General features: G+C 71.5%; 15 protein-coding genes. 5 read left to right on the top strand and 10 right to left on the bottom strand.

Annotated features, from left to right (window positions below; all coding sequences use genetic code 11):
• Positions 1-70 precede the first annotated feature (70 nt).
• The 6 genes from ABD343_RS29950 to ABD343_RS29975 form a co-directional block, all read right to left on the bottom strand.
• Positions 71-580, bottom strand: a complete 510-nt coding sequence (locus ABD343_RS29950; protein ID WP_344532582.1) for a hypothetical protein — start codon at positions 578-580, stop codon at positions 71-73.
• Positions 581-614: 34 nt separating this feature from the next.
• The gene (locus tag ABD343_RS29955) at positions 615-2,786 is read right to left on the bottom strand and encodes a hypothetical protein (RefSeq protein WP_344532584.1); all 2,172 of its coding nucleotides are present in this window, start codon (positions 2,784-2,786) and stop codon (positions 615-617) included.
• A gap of 200 nt (positions 2,787-2,986) precedes the next feature.
• Positions 2,987-3,808, bottom strand: coding sequence for an SAM-dependent methyltransferase (locus tag ABD343_RS29960; RefSeq protein ID WP_344532586.1), 822 nt, complete (start codon positions 3,806-3,808; stop codon positions 2,987-2,989).
• Positions 3,809-3,841: 33 nt separating this feature from the next.
• Positions 3,842-4,666, bottom strand: a complete 825-nt coding sequence (locus ABD343_RS29965; RefSeq protein WP_344532588.1) for an SAM-dependent methyltransferase — start codon at positions 4,664-4,666, stop codon at positions 3,842-3,844.
• A 51-nt stretch (positions 4,667-4,717) separates the two neighbouring features.
• Complete coding sequence (locus ABD343_RS29970) at positions 4,718-4,954, bottom strand: DUF397 domain-containing protein (RefSeq protein WP_344533103.1); 237 nt, start codon at positions 4,952-4,954, stop codon at positions 4,718-4,720.
• A gap of 22 nt (positions 4,955-4,976) precedes the next feature.
• Positions 4,977-5,834, bottom strand: coding sequence for a helix-turn-helix domain-containing protein (locus ABD343_RS29975; RefSeq protein WP_344532589.1), 858 nt, complete (start codon positions 5,832-5,834; stop codon positions 4,977-4,979).
• A 227-nt stretch (positions 5,835-6,061) separates the two neighbouring features.
• Between ABD343_RS29975 and ABD343_RS29980 the strand changes: the two genes are divergently transcribed.
• Together ABD343_RS29980 and ABD343_RS29985 are read left to right on the top strand one after the other, a co-directional pair.
• On the top strand, positions 6,062-6,496 hold the full coding sequence (locus tag ABD343_RS29980) for an ATP-binding protein (protein WP_344532591.1): 435 nt from the start codon (positions 6,062-6,064) through the stop codon (positions 6,494-6,496).
• A gap of 184 nt (positions 6,497-6,680) precedes the next feature.
• Entirely contained in the window at positions 6,681-7,499 is an 819-nt protein-coding gene (locus ABD343_RS29985; RefSeq protein WP_344532592.1) for an SAM-dependent methyltransferase, read from the top strand.
• 57 nt (positions 7,500-7,556) lie between these two features.
• On the opposite strand, the gene ABD343_RS29990 is transcribed toward ABD343_RS29985, so the two are convergent.
• Positions 7,557-8,468: a helix-turn-helix domain-containing protein gene (locus tag ABD343_RS29990; protein WP_344532594.1), complete on the bottom strand. Its 912-nt coding sequence runs from the start codon at positions 8,466-8,468 to the stop codon at positions 7,557-7,559.
• Positions 8,469-8,621: 153 nt separating this feature from the next.
• Positions 8,622-8,861 (bottom strand): DUF397 domain-containing protein, encoded by a 240-nt coding sequence (locus ABD343_RS29995; protein WP_344532596.1) that lies wholly within the window; start codon positions 8,859-8,861, stop codon positions 8,622-8,624.
• A gap of 210 nt (positions 8,862-9,071) precedes the next feature.
• Here ABD343_RS29995 and ABD343_RS30000 point away from each other — a divergent pair, with 210 nt between their 5' ends.
• Entirely contained in the window at positions 9,072-9,299 is a 228-nt protein-coding gene (locus ABD343_RS30000; protein WP_344532598.1) for a hypothetical protein, read from the top strand.
• Here the strand turns inward: ABD343_RS30000 and ABD343_RS30005 are convergent.
• Together ABD343_RS30005 and ABD343_RS30010 are read right to left on the bottom strand one after the other, a co-directional pair.
• Positions 9,246-11,372 (bottom strand): HelD family protein, encoded by a 2,127-nt coding sequence (locus ABD343_RS30005; protein ID WP_344532600.1) that lies wholly within the window; start codon positions 11,370-11,372, stop codon positions 9,246-9,248. The two genes, ABD343_RS30000 and ABD343_RS30005, sit on opposite strands and share 54 nt — an antisense overlap.
• 27 nt (positions 11,373-11,399) lie before the next feature.
• Complete coding sequence (locus tag ABD343_RS30010; RefSeq protein WP_344532602.1) at positions 11,400-12,053, bottom strand: TetR/AcrR family transcriptional regulator; 654 nt, start codon at positions 12,051-12,053, stop codon at positions 11,400-11,402.
• A gap of 142 nt (positions 12,054-12,195) precedes the next feature.
• On the opposite strand from ABD343_RS30010, the gene ABD343_RS30015 reads away from it, so the two are divergent.
• Positions 12,196-14,769, top strand: coding sequence for an ATP-dependent Clp protease ATP-binding subunit (locus ABD343_RS30015; protein WP_344532604.1), 2,574 nt, complete (start codon positions 12,196-12,198; stop codon positions 14,767-14,769).
• Positions 14,770-14,888: 119 nt separating this feature from the next.
• A complete protein-coding gene (locus tag ABD343_RS30020; RefSeq protein WP_344532606.1) occupies positions 14,889-15,923 on the top strand; it encodes an NAD(P)-dependent alcohol dehydrogenase in 1,035 nt (344 codons plus the stop codon).
• Positions 15,924-15,939 lie beyond the last annotated feature (16 nt).

Below are 15,939 nucleotides of genomic sequence, written 5' to 3' on the forward strand. Positions count from 1 at the left end.
TGTCAACGCGCACCGGGCACGTGCCCGCGCCCCGCGCGCCCCGCGCACACCGCTCGCCCCGCTCGCCGCCTCAGCGCACCTCCACCCGCAGCGGGCGGGCCGCCACCGTCTCCCGGGGCACCCGCCCGACCAGCTCCAGCACCGTCGCCCGCTCCTCGCCCTGCCCGAAGCGGCCCAGCCACGCGTCGGCCGACGGGCTCTCCGTCGAGAGCGTCAGCCCGAACTCGTAGATCCCGGGCCGCCCGGGCACGAACGCGCCGAACGTGGTCAGCGGCAGATAGCCGGGCCCCGTCGGGTCGAACGCCTCGCCGGGCTCCAGCTTTCTGAAGTCCCCGGGGCGCAGCGGCCCCACGAGCGGGTCCTCCGGGCGCCGGGGCGGGTGGACGGCCCGGCCCTCGTACGTCACCGAGGGCACGTAGTGCGGAAAGCGCACCCGGTCCTCCGAACCGTCCAGCACCCCCGCCGCCCACACCCGGCGCGCCGAGGTGTTGCGCACGGTCACCGTGACCGGCACCGGACTGCCCACGGGGCAGGGGAGTGCGGGGCCGGGCAGCCCCAGCTCCACGACGAACACGGGCACGCGGCCCCGCCTCCCTCCGCTCCGGTCCGGTTCCTCAGTTGCCGTACTCGGCGGCGAGCCTGGCCTTCTCGGCCTCCGCCTGGTCCCTGATCGCCTCCACGACGTGCTGGTTGAGCCCCTGCTCGCCGAAGTGCGCGGCCATCCGGTCCAGCACGGACGTGGCCTGCTCCAGGTCGCCCTGCTTGGCCTCGGCGCGCGCCAGCCTGCGCATCACCATGTTCAACGTGATGCGGTCGACGCCCGTGCCCTGCATGCTCGCCTCGGCCACCGGCGTGAGCTGCTGGACGGACTCCTTCGTGTCGGCCGGACGCACCGTCAGGCCCTCGGCGCCGGGCGTCACGCTCTTGAACTCGTGCTCCGCGTTGAGCCCCCGCACCATCCGCGCGAACACCGCGAACGGGTGCTTGCCGTGCTGGTCGATGATCTGCTGGAGCGCCTCGTTCCCGGAGCGCAGCGCGGGCGAGTCGGAGCCCAGCAGCGTGAAGAGCGTGCCCTGCTCCTCGCCCAGCATCAGCTCGCCCACCTGCTCGTCCGTGCGGCTCATCGGATGCCGCACGGTCACCCGCAGCACGGGGGAGACCACGCGCGAGCCGTCGGTCGCGAGATAGACCGCGCGCAGCTCGTACGTACCGGGCTGCTGGAAGTAGTGCCCCTGCTGGCCGTAGCCGACGTACGCGCTCGTGTAGAGCGCGGGCCGCGAGGCGTCGAGGGTCACCGTGCGCTCGTCGTCCACGCAGCGCCGCAGCAGCGGACGGTAGAGGACCGTACGCCCGGACGGCTGGCGGATGGCGAGGCTCACCAGGTCGCTGTTCGGGTGCAGATGGCCGTGCGTGCGCCGGCCGCGCAGATCGGTCGTCGCGAGCTTCAGCTCGATCACCAGCGGCTCGCCGAACTCGTACGCCCGCTTGCCGCGCAGTTCCAGGCGCAGCCCGGACTGGTCGAGCAGCGGCTCGTCGAACGCCTCGGCGTCCAGCTCGGAGGCGCCGGTGCCGAAGGCGTTCGCGCCCATGACCACGTTCTTGTAGTAGCCGTGCCGCAGGTGCAGCAGCTCGTTCGCGGTGAACTGGAAGGGGAAGCCCGCCCAGTAGGCCGTCTCGCCCGAAGGGGCGCCGCCGCCCGGGTCGAAGTTCTGCGGATAGTTCATCCAGGACAGGTCGCCGAAGCCCCCGTTGGGGCCGAGCGGCGCGGGCGGGCTGGCCAGGTTCTTCTGCCAGGAGTGCAGCAGGTTGAAGGCGTGGCCCAGCTCGTGCACGTACGTGCGCAACTGCGCGCGCTGGCGGGCCGGATCGGCCCCCTGGATCAGGTCGTAGAAGACCGCGCAGCCCTGCCGCTGGAAGGCGTCCTGGTGGTCGAACATGATGCCGCGCACCCCGGCCGAGCCCTCGTACCGGCTCGCGACGAAGAGCCACACCAGCCACTGCGGGGCGTTCCGCCAGCGGCTGAAGTTGGCCTGCATGGCGCCGTGCAGCTCGCCGTCGGTCCAGCCGTTGGAGCTGTCCGCCAGCACATTGGCCGCGCCGGTGCTCAGCAACTGGATCCCGGCCTCCGCGAACGCGCCGGGCACCGTCAGCGTCCGCGCCGGACTGCCGGGCGGCTGCGGCAGCGAGCCCGTGTGGTACGAGACGAACGGGACCTTGCCCGCGACCGAGTCCTGCTCCCACTGCACGGTCCTGAAGTACGGGGAGGCGAACGGGCAGAGATAGCTCGCGCCCTTCGCGCCGCCGGTGCGGAGGAACTGGACGGTGGCGGCGCCGCGCGGCTGGGCGGCCGTGCGCAGCGGGATCGTCACCTCGACGAGGGGGTGGCTCGCGCTCCAGGTGAACGTGCCCCTGCCGCGGATCACGGCGTCGGTCGCCGTGCGGGTCACGGACACGGCGTTCACCACGAACGAGCCGTAGTAGCTGGTCGTCGCCCCGGTGGTGGTGAAGAAGTCGGCGCTCAGCCGGTTGAGCGGGCGCCTCCCGTCGACGTCGACGCGCAGTTCGAGCTGGACGCCGCCGCCGTTGCGGTAGCGGCCGTGCAGCGGGTGGAGACCGGCGGCCGGCGCCTCGGCGGACCGGGCGGTCTCCTCGGTCTCCTCGGCGTCGTCGAAGGAGGAGGCCGGAGAGGCGGTGGTGGCGGTGGTGGCGGTGGGAGTGGTGAGGGAGAGGGCGGATTCGGTGCTGCCGTTCACCCCTGCGGTGGGGTCGTCGATGGCTGATGACATGACGGAGTGCCCTTCGCTTGCCTGGGTGCGCTTCGAAGGGGCGGTGCGCGGACCGCGCGCCGCCGGGCACCTGGTCGGCCAGGAGGACTTCCGGTTTCCGGGATTGTGCCGTGCCTGGGAAACTCGCAGCGCCGACACATCCTGTCAATGCGCGGATACGGTGATTTCCAGGGTGAATTCGGCGGTACGTGGTGGCGCGCTCAGGGCTTCCGCGCCACCGCCGTGTGCAGCGTCAGCGCGTCCTCGGGGAGACCCGGCCCGCCGGGCCCCGGGCGCCAGAGGTGCGCCATGGTCAGGCCGGGGTCGAGAAGCTCCAACCCCTCGAAGAATCGGGCCACTTGGGCCCTGGTCCGGGGCACGAACGCGGTGCCGCCCCGCCGGTAGATGTCGATCACGTCGCCCGCCCTGCCGGACAGCTCCTCGTCCGGTATGTCGGCGATCCCGTGCGTGAGGCACAGGAAACTGCCGGGCGCGAGCGCGTCGAGCAGTTCCCGCACGATCCCGTACGGGCGCCGCTCGTCCGGTACGAAGTGCAGCAGCGCGTTCACCGACAGGGCCACGGGACGGTCCAGGTCGAGCGTGCCCAGCAGCTCCTCGGAGCCCAGGATCGACTCCGGCTCGGTGATGTCCCCGTGCAGATACGCGGTACGGCCCTCCGGGGCGCTGTGGAGGAGGGCCCGGGCGTACTGCAGGACGATCGGGTCGTTGTCGGTGTAGACGACCCGGCACTCCGGTGCCACGTTCTGGGCCGTCTGGTGGAGGTTGGGCTCGGTGGGGATCCCGGAACCGATGTCCAGGAACTGCCGCACGCCGTGCTCCGCCGCGAGCACCCGGGTGGCCCGGTGCATGAAGTCCCGGTTGGCGTGTGCCGCCGGGACGATCTGGGGCAGCGCGGCGACCACGGCCTCGGCGGCCCGGACATCGGCCTCGTAGTGGGTCTTGCCGCCGAGGTAGTAGTCGTACATGCGAGCCGCATGGGGCTTGCTCGTGTCGATTCGTGGCACGTCGCGCTGTTCCGCCATGGGCTCACTCCGCCTTCCGGGGGATCCGGTGGATCAGGGCTTGCGTGCCACGCCGGCGTACATGCTCGGCTCGTTCTCCTTCAGCTCGCTCGGCATGGCCGGGTCGGGACGCCACTGGTGCGCCATGGTGATGCCCGGATCGATGAGTTCCAGCCCCCGGAAGAACCGGGCGACCTCGGCGGAGGTGCGCAGCCGCAGCGGCGTGCCGCCCGCCGCGTAGATCTCCTCGACCTCCTTGCCCAGCGCGGCCAGCGCGGGGTCGTTGACCTCAGAGGTGGCGTGCGTCAGACAGAGGAAGCTGCCCGGGGCCAGTTGGCTGACGAGCGCGTCGAGGATGTCGTACGGGTTCTGGTCGTCCGGGACGAAGTGGAAGAGCGCGTTGACGGAGAGCGCCACCGGACGGTTCAGGTCGAGCGTGCTGTAGAGCTCGTCGGAGTCGAGGATCGCCTCCGGGTCGGTCGCGTCGGCCTGGACGTACGCCGTACGGCCCTCCGGGGCGCTGTGGAGGAGGGCCTGGGCGTACTGGAGGACGATCGGGTCGTTGTCGGTGTAGACGACCTTGCACTCGGGGGCCACGCCCTGCGCGATCTGGTGCAGATTGGGCTCGGTGGGGATCCCGGTGCCGATGTCCAGGAACTGCCGGACGCCCCGTTCGGAGGCGAGCCAGCGGGTGGAACGGATCATGAAGTCCCGGTTGGCGCGGGCCATGGCCCCCGCGAAGGGGACCTTGGCGACCACGGCCTCCGCGGCCTGGACGTCGACCTCGTAGTGGGTCTTGCCGCCGAGGTAGTAGTCGTACATGCGAGCCGAGTGCGGCTTGGTCGTGTCGATCATCGGTGCGTTGCCGTATCCGGCCATCCGAGTCTCCGTTCCGGGTGGGGTGGTCAGGTCCGTACCGGTGGGGGGGGGTCAGGCGAGGAGGAAGTCCGCCTCGCCCTGCTTGGCGCCCTGAATGAACTTCTCGATCTCGTGCGTGGTGTAGATCAGCGCCGGACCGTCCGGGTCGGTCGACTGCCGAAGCGCGACGCGGCCGTCGCCGAGCTTCATGGCCTCGACACAGCTTCCGCCATTGGTGCCGCTCCACGGCTTGTGCCAGCCCTCGGAGCCGAGGTCTTTGGCAGGCATGCCGTTGTATATGTGGCCCATCTGGCCCGTGTGATCCATGTGATCAGAACTCCTTGCGGATCTCACCGAGGAGGGCCTCGGTGTGTGGTACTGGCGCGGCCTGCGCGCCCATGCGGTCCAGGACCTCCAGGTAGACGGCCGTATCCGGACGCTGGTCCAGGTAGGTCGCACCGGTGAGCCCCTCCGTATAGACGATGTCCGGGAGCTCCGGGATGTCGAACCGGAAGAGCTGGAAGGGTCCGAACATGCCGGGGTGGGGACCGGCGGTGAACGGGATGATCTGGAGGGTGACGTTCGGCCTCGCGATCAGCGCGATCAGGTGGTCGATCTGCTCGCGCATCACCTGCGGCGAGCCGACGTGCCGCCGCAGCACCTGCTCGTCGAGCACGGCCCACAGGGTGGGGGCCTTGGGCCCGTCGAGCAGCCGCTGCCGCCCCGTGCGCAGGGCGACGCGGCGGTCCAGCTCCTCCTCGGAGGCGTGCGGGAAGCCGGTGCGCAGCAGAGCGCGCGCGTAGTCCTCCGTCTGGAGCAGACCGGGGACGCAGTGCGGCTCGTACGCCCGGATCAGGCTGGCCTCGCCCTCCAGGCTGACGTAGAGGCTGAACCAGGCCGGCAGGACGTCACGGAAGCCGTGCCACCAGCCCGGCTGGTTCGCCTCGTCGACGAGCGAGAGGAACGAGGTGATCTCCTCGTCGGAGAGCCCGTAGATCCGCAGCAGTTTCTCCACGTACGGAGGCTTGAGGCCCACCTCCGCCTTCTCCATGCGGCGCACGGTGGTCGTGTTGACACTCAGCGCGTACGCCGCGTCGTTGAAGGAGCATCCCGCGCTCTCCCGCAGGTCCCTCAGACGCAGTCCGAGGACGATCTGTCCCACGGTCGGCGCGGACCGCAACTCAGCCACGTGTGCCTCCCTCGACTGCCTCCCCAGCGGACCTGACGCCTGAGCAGTGTGCCATGGCACTAGGTGCAGCAGCCATACTGCCGATGCGATTCTGCGAATTGCAGAACTCCTCTTGCCATCTGTGAAGGATGCGGAGCATAGTGAACAACGTGACCCAGCTCATGTGGGCTGCGGCACCCTCCACAGGTAGACGGAAGGCATCGCTCGTGGCCCCCTCGCGTCCCGACGTGAAGCTCTCCTTGCCGCAGCAGGTCGAAATGGCCCATGCCGTGCGCGAGGAAGGTTTCGAGCTTCCCGCGCACACGTCCTCCGTCGCCCGTGCCCGCGCGCGGGTGCACGCCCACCTGCGCCGCTGGGGTTTCCCGGAGGAGCTGGGACACACCGCGCAGCTCGTGATCTCCGAGTTCTTCACCAACGCCGTGCTGCACACCGACAGCGGCCAGATAAGTTGCAGCCTCCAGCTCAGCGGCCAGCGCCTGCGTATAGAGGTGACCGATGAGGGCACGGAGCGCTGCGCTCCGAAGCTCCGCGACGCCACCGACGACGAGGTCAACGGACGCGGGCTGCAGCTCGTCAGCGCCCTCGCGGAGCGATGGGGGGTCTCCGCGGGGGACCATCCCCGGTGCGGACGAGTGGTCTGGGCCGAGCTGGGCCCGCACTGACCGTCCGCCCGCACCGGGCACGCCCGCCCACGGGCACGCCCACACCGGGCACGCCCCCTCGGGCACCGATTCCCGCTGTTCCGGGGGCACTTGCCGTGGCCACTGGCGTACTCTGCGTGGGATGCTTCCGTGTGATTGAACGAACACGGAAGCGCAATCGGACGCGGGGACACGGGTGAGGCGCATGCGGGAAGAGGAATCCGGATTCGACGAGTTCGGAGTGGACGTCACCACCCCGAGCGTGGCCCGGATGTACGACCACTATCTCGGCGGCAAGGACAACTACGCCGTGGACCGGGCGGCCGTGGCCGAGCTGGACAAGGTCGTGCCCAGCACCAAACCCCTCGCGATCAACAACCGGCGGTTCCTCCAGCGCGTCGTCCGCATCCTGGCGGAGGACTACGGCATCCGGCAGTTCCTCGACCACGGCTCAGGCCTGCCCACGCAGGACAACGTCCACCAGGTCGCCCAGCGCGTGGACCCCACCTCCCGCGCGGTCTACGTCGACAACGACCCCATCGTGCTGGCCCACGGCCGCGCCCTGCTCCAGGAGAACGAGCTGACGTCGGTGATCCAGGCCGACATGCGCGACACCGACGCCATCTTCGACCACCCCGAGGTGCGCCGGCTGATCGACCTGGACCGGCCCGTGGCCGCGCTCTTCGTCTCGGTGATGCACTGCATCCCGGACTCCTCGGACCCCGCGGCGCTGGTGCGGCGGGTGACCGAGCGGCTGCCCTCCGGCAGCTTCCTGGTGATCAACCAGCTCGTGAGCGAGGACAAGGCCACCCGGGACTTCGTCACCGACTTCATGGACCGCAGCACCCACGGGAACTGGGGCCGGGTCCGGCAGGCGCACGAGGTCGAGCGGTACTTCGACGGGCTGGAGCTGCTCGACCCGGGCCTCGGGGAGATCAACGACTGGCGGCCTGACTCCGACCTGGGGCCGCGCCAGCTCACCGACGAGTGGTACGAGTTCGGCGGGGTGGCCCGCAAGCCGTAGGCCCGCAAGCCGTGGGCCCGCGGGCGGTGGGCCCGCGGGCGGTGGGGGAGTCCGCGCTCAGTACTCCTCCAGCAGCCTCTCCAGGAAGGCGGTGGTTCTGGAGGGCGGCTCGGCCGTGGCGCACAGCCGGTCCATCACCACCATGTAACTCTCCACCTCCTCGCGCTTCTCCAGATAGAGCGAGGAGGTGAGCTGCTCCAGATAGACGATGTCGGGCAGGTCGGGCTCCAGGAAGCGCAGTATTGTCACGGGCCCGCCCGCCGCCGCGAGGCCGCCGATGCGGAATGGGGCGACCTGGAGCGTGATGTGGGGCTGCTGGGTGGCCTTCAGCAGGAACTCGATCTGCTCGCGCATGATCTCGCGGCTCCCGAGCGGTCTGCGCAGCGCCGCCTCGTCGACCACCGCCCACAGCCGGGGCGTGTGCGGCTGGTCCAGGATCGCCTGACGGTCCATGCGCAGCCCGACGCGCCGCTCGACCTCGCGGGTGTCGGCCTTGGGGTGGCCGAGACGGATCACCGAGCGCGCGTAGTCCCGGGTCTGGAGGAGGCCCGGCACGAACTGCACCTCGTACATCCGGATGACCGAGGCGGCCTCTTCCAGGCCGATCAGCCGGTCGAACCAGGGCGACATCACGTCGTTGTACTTCTGCCACCAGCCGGGGCTGCCGGCCTGCCGGGCGAGGTCGAGATACTCCTCGCGCTCGTCCGCGTCCGTGATCCCGTAGAGCGTCAGCAGGTCCTCGACGTCGCGGACCTTGCAGCCGACCCTGCCCAGCTCCAGGCGGCTGATCTTGGCGTGCGAGCCCCGGATCGCGTCGCCCGCGGCCTCCCTGGAGATGCCGTTCTCCTCGCGGAGACGGCGGAGCTGGGTGCCCAGCACGATGCGCAGGATCGTCGGACCGCCGCGCGGGTGGTCGAGGATGCGCCTGACCGGCGTCCCTCCCACAGGACCTACGGGCTCTGCTGACATCACGCCTGTCCTTGCTCCCCTGAGTGACGGCTCGGACGCTCAGTGTCCCACTCCGCCAACGCGCCGTACAGGCATGCTGGTTGCCCGTGTCCCTGCCACATGTCGGTGACATGTGGCAGGGACATAACGGCGCGGACACAGGGGTCCTTCGGGTCAGTCCTCCACGAGGAGGTCGTCGAAGTCGCCGTCCTTGGCGCCCTGGATGAACGCGGCGATCTCCGCGGGTGTGTAGATCAGCGCGGGGCCGGACGGGAAGCGGGAGTTGCGGACGGCTACTCCCTTGCCGGGCAGGCCGGCCAGCTCCACGCAGTTGCCGTTCGGGTTGCTCCGGCGGCTCTTCCGCCAGACAGCGCCGTCGATTCGGGTGGCCTCGATACCGTTCTCGATCTGCATGTACGCCTCTCCCTCGCTCACTTGCGTCCCCCGTTGGCGGTTCGGACGCTGGAAGCGTCTCACAGGTCGACGTTCTTGCAGATGTAATTGCAGATGTGCTTGCAGAAGTAAGTGCGGAGGCGCGAGAATGGCCGTTGTCGTCGTGCCGGGCACCAAGTCGCCACCGGCACAGCGGAGTTCGCGAGCTTCCGTACCTCAACTGGAGCCACAGTGACCACACAAGGCGCCGATTCCCCCGTAGGGGCAGGCGCGGTGGACGACGAGACCGCGCCGGACTGGGACCACCCGCTCACGCGGCTGATCCTGCTGCTGGAGATCGCCGACGGACCCGACTGGCTGCGCGAGATGAAGCCGCCCACCCGGCGCGCGGCGCGCGCCGCCGGCTCAGCCCTCCAGGGCCCCCGGCAGCGGCCGCGCGTGCAGCACATGGAGGGCTGACACCGCCCGGGTGAGCACCACATAGAGCCGGTGCGTGCCGCGGGGCTCCGCGTCCACGACCTCGGCCGGTTCGAGCAGCACGACGTGGTCGTACTCCAGCCCCTTCGCGAGGGACGCGGGCAGCACCGTCACGCGCGTCTCCGTCCCGGTGTCCCCGGCCGCCCCGGTGGCGATGCCCGCGGCCTCCAGCGCCGCGCGCACCTCGGCCACCCGGGCGTCCGCCGCCATCACGCCGACCGAGCCCTCCCGCTCCAGCGCGGCCCGTACGGCCTCCGTCGCCGCCGGGGCCAGGGCGGCGGGGGAGGCCACGCGCTCGATCCGCAGCTCGCCGTCGCGGCGCAGCGAACGGGCGGGCGGCACCTCGACGTCGAGGGAGCCGAGCATCCGGTTGGCCAGCTCGACGATCGCGGCCGGTACGCGGAAACCGGTGGTCAGCGGCGCCACTCTGGCGCCCTCGGCGCCCAGGTGGCGGAGCTGCTCGGGCCAGGTGCGCGCCGCCCACGGCGTCGTCCCCTGCGCCAGATCGCCCAGCACGGTCAGCGAGCCGAAGCGGCTGCGCCGCGCGAGGGCCCGGCACTCCATGGGCGACAGGTCCTGCGCCTCGTCGACGACCATGTGCCCGTAGCTCTCCTCGGGGTGCGCGATCCGCCCCGCGATCTCGTCGAGCAGGACGAGGTCCGCCGCCGTCCATCTGGCGCTCTTGAACGAGCGCGGGGGACGGGACCAGAGCAGCTCCTTCTGCTCCTCCGCGTCGAGCAGCCCGTCGGCGGCACGGGCCAGCGCGTCCGGGTCGCCGAGCAGCTCCGCGAGCACATGTTCGGGCTTCACGCGCGGCCAGGCGGCGTCCAGGAACTCCTTGACCGCCTTCGTGCGGCCCATCCTGCGCAGCCACTCGTTGTCCGGCGGACCGGCGCGGCGCTCGGCCTGGGCGCGCAACAGCGCGACGGCACGTGCGCGCACGCGCTCCCTGCCCGTCTCGTACGGCGGGGCCTGCTCGCGGGTCTCCGCCACGATGTCGCTCAGCTCACCCGCGCCCAGCCGCCAGCGGTACGAGCCGTCCGGCACGGCCACCGGCTCGTCCGGCGTACGGACACGGGCGTACAGCGCGCGCTCCAGCACCTCCGCCATCCGCGCGCCGTGCTTGATCCCGGCGGCGCGCGGGCCGTCCTCGGCGCGCACCTGCCAGCCACGTGACGCGCCGTCGAGGACGTCGGCCATCACGCACTGCCGCACGCCGACCTCGCCGAGGGAGGGCAGCACCTCGGAGATGTACCCGAGGAAGGCCCGGTTGGGGCCGACGACGAGGAGACCGCCGCGCTCGATGCGGCGCGGGTAGGTGTAGAGCAGGTACGCGGCGCGGTGCAGCCCCACGGCCGTCTTGCCGGTCCCCGGCGCGCCCTGCACGCACACGGTCTCGGCGAGGCCGGTGCGGACCAGGTCGTCCTGCTCGGGCTGGATGGTGGCGACGATGTCGCGCATCGGGCCCACCCGAGGCCGCTCGATCTCGCTCGCGACGATGCCGGAACCGAGCGCGCCGCCGCCTTCGCCGTCCCCGCCGCCCCCGTTCTCCCCGCTCGCCCGTCCGCCGTCGCCCAGGGGCTCGTCCTCCAGCCCCGTCAGCTCCTCGGCCGCGCCCCGCGCGCCGGGGGCCCAGCCGAAGCGGCGGCGTACGTCCACGCCGCGCGGCTCCAGGGCCGTCGCCTGGTAGAAGGCGCGCGAGACGGGTGCCCGCCAGTCCAGCACCAGGGGCGGCGCCGAGGGGTGCTCGGCGAGGCGGCGGCGCCCTATGTAGTAGCGCTGTCCGGCGTGGTCGCCCGCGTCGGGCCCGGTGCCGAAGTCGAGCCGTCCGAAGAACGGGGGCCCCTCCGGCTCCTCCCGCAACTCCTTGGCCCGGCTGCGCAGATACCGGCCCAGCGCCTCCGCGCTCGCCCCGTCGCCGGACACGCCCTCCTCGTCGAGCACGCCCGCGCCGTCGAGGACCGCGTCCTGCGCGCCCCGTACGAGACGGTCCAGGGCGGCGCGGCAGGCGTCCACGTACTCCCGTTCGCCGGTCAGTTCGGTGTCGAGCTCCATGGGTCCCTTCTTCTGGTCGTTCCGCGTTCAGCAGTACGGCGCGAGGCCGGTGCGCAGCAGGGCGAAGGCGTGCCGGGCCTCGGCCGCCGCGGCGCCGCGGCCGTCGTCGGCGCGCGCGCCACCGGCGATCCGCCGCCAGTTGCCCAGCGCGAGGGTGCGCTGGGCGACGAGGATCTGGCCCGCGGCGAGCCGCGCGGTGAGCGCGCCGTGCTCCCCGCCCGGTGCCGCCTCCTCCAGCGCGCCGGCGAGGTGCTCCTCGGAACGCGTGGTGTACGCGTGCATCCGCGCGACCAGGCTCGGGGTGCCGTACAGCAGCCGGTGGAAGGCGAGCACGCCCGGGTCGTCGCAGAGGCCCGTGACCGGGTCGCGCGCGTCGAGCCCGGCGAGGAAGTGCTCCTCCAGCGCGGTGAGCGGCGCGGTGCCCGCGGCCCTGTCGCGCACGACACGCGCCGCCTCGTCCTCGTGGTCGGCGAAGCGGTGCAGGGCCATGTCCTCCTTCGCGGCGAAGTACCGGAAGAGGGTCGGCTTGGACACCTCCGCCGCGTCCGCGATGTCGGCGACCGAGACCGCGTCGAACCCCTTGTCGAGGAAGAGGGCGATGGCGGCGTCGGAGATCGTCCGGTACATGCGCTGCTTCTTGCGCTCGCGCAGTCCGGCAGGGGTCCCGCTCTTGTCGCTCATGGGGGCGACGCTAGCAGAAAAATGTAACTCGGTTAAATTTCTGTCCGAGTTGCCAGTGCTCCATGTTCCTTTTGCGGCTTATTTCCGGTGCTGGTTGAGTGGTGCGCATGGCCTGACTTCTGACCGACGTGGAGCGATACCCATGACGCTGCCCCCGTACGGCTCCTTCGGCTCGTCCGACCCGTTCAACGAGCTGCTCAACCGCTTCTTCGGGACGTCCCCCCTCTCCTCGCCGCCCGCCGTGCAGCGCGTGCCCATCGGACGGCTGCTGACGGACTCCGCGCGGGAGCTGCTCGCCACCGCCTCGGGCCGGGCCCAGCAGGACGGCAGCGACGACCTCGACACCGAGCACCTCCTCTGGGCCTGCACCCAGGTCGACCCGGCGCGCTCGCTCCTCGCCGAGGCCGGTGCCGACCCGGAGAAGCTGGGCCGGGCGCTGTCCGAGGCGCTGCCGGGGGAGAGCGGCACGCCCTCCTCGGAGCCGGGCCTCACGCCCGCCGCCAAGCGCGTGCTCATCGGCGCCCACGCCCACTCCCAGGCCGCGGGCGTCTCGTACATCGGGCCCGAGCACATCCTCGCGGCGCTGCTGGAGGACCGGGACTCCGGCGCCCGTAAGGCACTGGAGGGGCTCGGCACGGACGTCGGGCGGCTCGGCAGGGACGCCGAGTCCGCGGGCCGCCGCGAGGGCGCCCCCACGGGAGCGGCGCCGGAGAGCAGGACGCCCACGCTCGACGAGTACGGCCGCGACCTCACCGAGGAGGCCCGCGCGGGGAAGCTCGACGTGGTCGTCGGCCGTGCGGACGAGGTCGAGCAGACGCTGGAGGTCCTCTCCCGGCGGACGAAGAACAACCCGGTCCTCATCGGCGAGCCCGGCGTCGGCAAGACCGCGATCGTCGAGGGCATCGCGCAGCGCGTCGTCTCCGGCGACGTCCCCAAGAGCATCAAGGACGTCCGCGTCGTCGGTCTCGACCTGCCCGGACTGGTCGCGGGCTCGAAGTACCGGGGCGAGTTCGAGGAGCGGCTGAAGAAGGTCATCGACGAGGTCAAGGCCGAGTCGGACTCGGTGATCCTCTTCATCGACGAGCTGCACACCGTCGTCGGCGCGGGCTCCGGCGGCGAGGGCTCGATGGACGCGGGCAACATCCTCAAGCCCGCCCTCGCCCGCGGCGAGCTGCACGTCGTCGGCGCCACCACGCTCGACGAGTACCGGAAGAACGTCGAGAAGGACGCCGCGCTCGAACGCCGCTTCCAGCCCGTGCTCGTCTCCGAGCCCACCGTCGAGCAGACGGTGCAGATCCTGGAGGGCCTGCGCGACTCGTACGAGGCGCACCACCAGGTCCGCTTCACCGATGACGCGCTCGCCGCCGCGGCCGACCTCGCCGACCGCTACATCACCGACCGCTTCCTGCCCGACAAGGCCATCGACCTGATGGACACGGCGGGCGCGCGCGTACGGCTGCGCTCACTGGGCCGCTCGACCGAGGTCGTCTCCCGCGAGGACGAGCTGGCCAAGCTCGGCCGCGAGAAGGACGAGGCCGTGGCCGCCGAGAACTTCGAACGCGCCTCCGAGCTGAAGCAGCGCATCGCCGAGGTCGAGGCCGAGCTGGCGGGCGTCGAGGAGCGCCGCGAGGGCGTGATGGCGGTCGAGGTCTCCGACATCGCCGATGTCCTCTCGCGGCGTACGGGCATCCCCGTCTCCCAGCTCACCGAGAGCGAGAAGGACCGGCTGCTCAAGCTGGAGGACGCGCTGCACGAGCGGGTCGTCGGCCAGGACGAGGCCGTCACGGCCGTCGCCCAGGCCGTACGCCGCAACCGCTCCGGCATGGGCGACCCGAACCGGCCCACCGGCTCGTTCCTCTTCCTCGGCCCCACCGGCGTGGGCAAGACCGAACTGGCCAAGGCGCTCGCGCAGTTGCTCTTCGGGGACGAGGACCGGCTCATCCGCATCGACATGAGCGAGTTCCAGGAGAAGCACACCGTCTCCCGGCTCGTCGGCGCCCCGCCCGGATACGTCGGCCACGAGGAGGCGGGCCAGCTCACCGAGAAGGTGCGCCGCCAGCCGTACAGCATCGTGCTCTTCGACGAGGTCGAGAAGGCGCACCCCGACGTCTTCAACATCCTGCTCCAGGTGCTGGACGACGGGCGGCTGACGGACAGCCAGGGCTGTACGGTCGACTTCCGCCACACGCTCGTCATCATGACCAGCAACATCGGCTCCCAGCTCATCCTGGCCAACAGGGGCGACGTCGACGCGATCCGGCCGCAGCTCAAGGAGCAGCTCAACGCCTCGTTCCTGCCCGAGTTCCTCAACCGCATCGACGAGACGGTGGTCTTCCACGCGCTCGCGGAGGAGGACCTGGAGCGGATCGTCGACCTGCTGCTCGACGAGAGCGTGCGGCGGCTGCGGGCGCAGGACATCGGCCTGGAGGTCACCGAGGCGGCGAAGAAGCTGCTCATCGCGCACGGCTATCAGCCGGAGTTCGGCGCCCGTCCGCTGCGCAGGACGATCCAGACCGAGCTGGACAACCGGCTGGCCTCCTTCCTGCTCAGCGACGAGGCCGGCCCCGGGGACACCCTGGTCGCGGACGTCGAGAAGGACGCGCTGGTGGTGTCCGTACGTCAGGGAGAGGCGCGGGAACGGGCGTCCGGGGAGGACCGGGCGTCCCAGGAGGACCAGGCGGGGGCGGCCGGGCGGTCAGGACAGGTCGCGGCCTGACTGCCCTGCCGCGGTGGCCGTGGGCGGGGAGATGCCGGCGGCCACCGCGGCGGCCCGTGGAAGGACCGGCCGTGTGAGGACCCGGCCCGTGGAAGGACCCGGAGCGAGAGGGAGAAGCCATGAAGGCGCTGCAGTACCCGCACATCGGCGCGGCACCGGTCCTGACCGATGTCCCGGACCCGGAGCCGGGCCCCGGGCAGGTGCTGCTGAAGGTCACGGCTGCCGGGGCCTGCCACTCGGACATCGCCGTGATGAGCATGGGCGCCGACCAGATCGCCTTCCCGCTGCCGCTGACCCTCGGCCACGAGGGCGTCGGCACGGTCGCGGCGCTCGGCGACGGCGCGAAGGGCTTCGAGGTCGGGGACTCCGTCGCCGTGTACGGCCCCTGGGGCTGCGGCGTCTGCCACAACTGCGCCCAGGGAAAGGAGAATTACTGCCTGCGTGCCGAGAAGGAGGGCATCTTCCCGCCCGGGCTCGGCGCGCCGGGCGCGATGGCCGAGTACCTCCTCGTGGACGACGCCCGCCATCTGATTCCGCTGGGTGACCTCGATCCTGTGTCCACCGTTCCGCTGACCGACGCGGGACTCACGCCCTACCACGCCATCAAACTCTCGGTACCGAGGTTGATCGCCGGGAGTACGGCCGTGGTCATCGGCACCGGCGGGCTCGGCCACGTGGCCATCCAGCTCCTGCGCGCCATGACCCCGGCACGGGTGATCGCGCTCGACGTCGCCGAGGAGAAGCTGGAGCTGGCCCGCTCCGTCGGCGCCCACGAGGCGATGCTCTCCGACGGCAAGGCAGCCGCCCGTATCGCGGACCTCACCTCGGGGAACGGCGCCGCCCTCGTGCTCGACTGCGTGGGCGCGCCGCCCACCACCGCGCTCGCCTCCGAGTGCGTGGGCATCGAGGGCGATGTGACGGTCCTCGGCATCGGCGGGGGAGCCGTCTCCGTCGGCTTCGGCTCCCTTCGCTACGAGGCCACCGTGCGTTCACCGTACTGGGGCAGCAGGGCAGAGCTGGAAGAGGTACTGGAGTTCGCGCGTCAGGGTGTACTCGATGTGCACGTCGAGCAGTTCGCTCTCGACGACGCGCCGCGTGCGTATGAACTTCTGCATGACGGGAAGATCAACGGACGGGCCGTGATGGTGCCTTGAGTCGTGCCTCCTCCCG

This window comes from Streptomyces albiaxialis (genome assembly GCF_039530985.1).
In the GTDB taxonomy this organism is placed as follows: domain Bacteria; phylum Actinomycetota; class Actinomycetes; order Streptomycetales; family Streptomycetaceae; genus Streptomyces; species Streptomyces albiaxialis.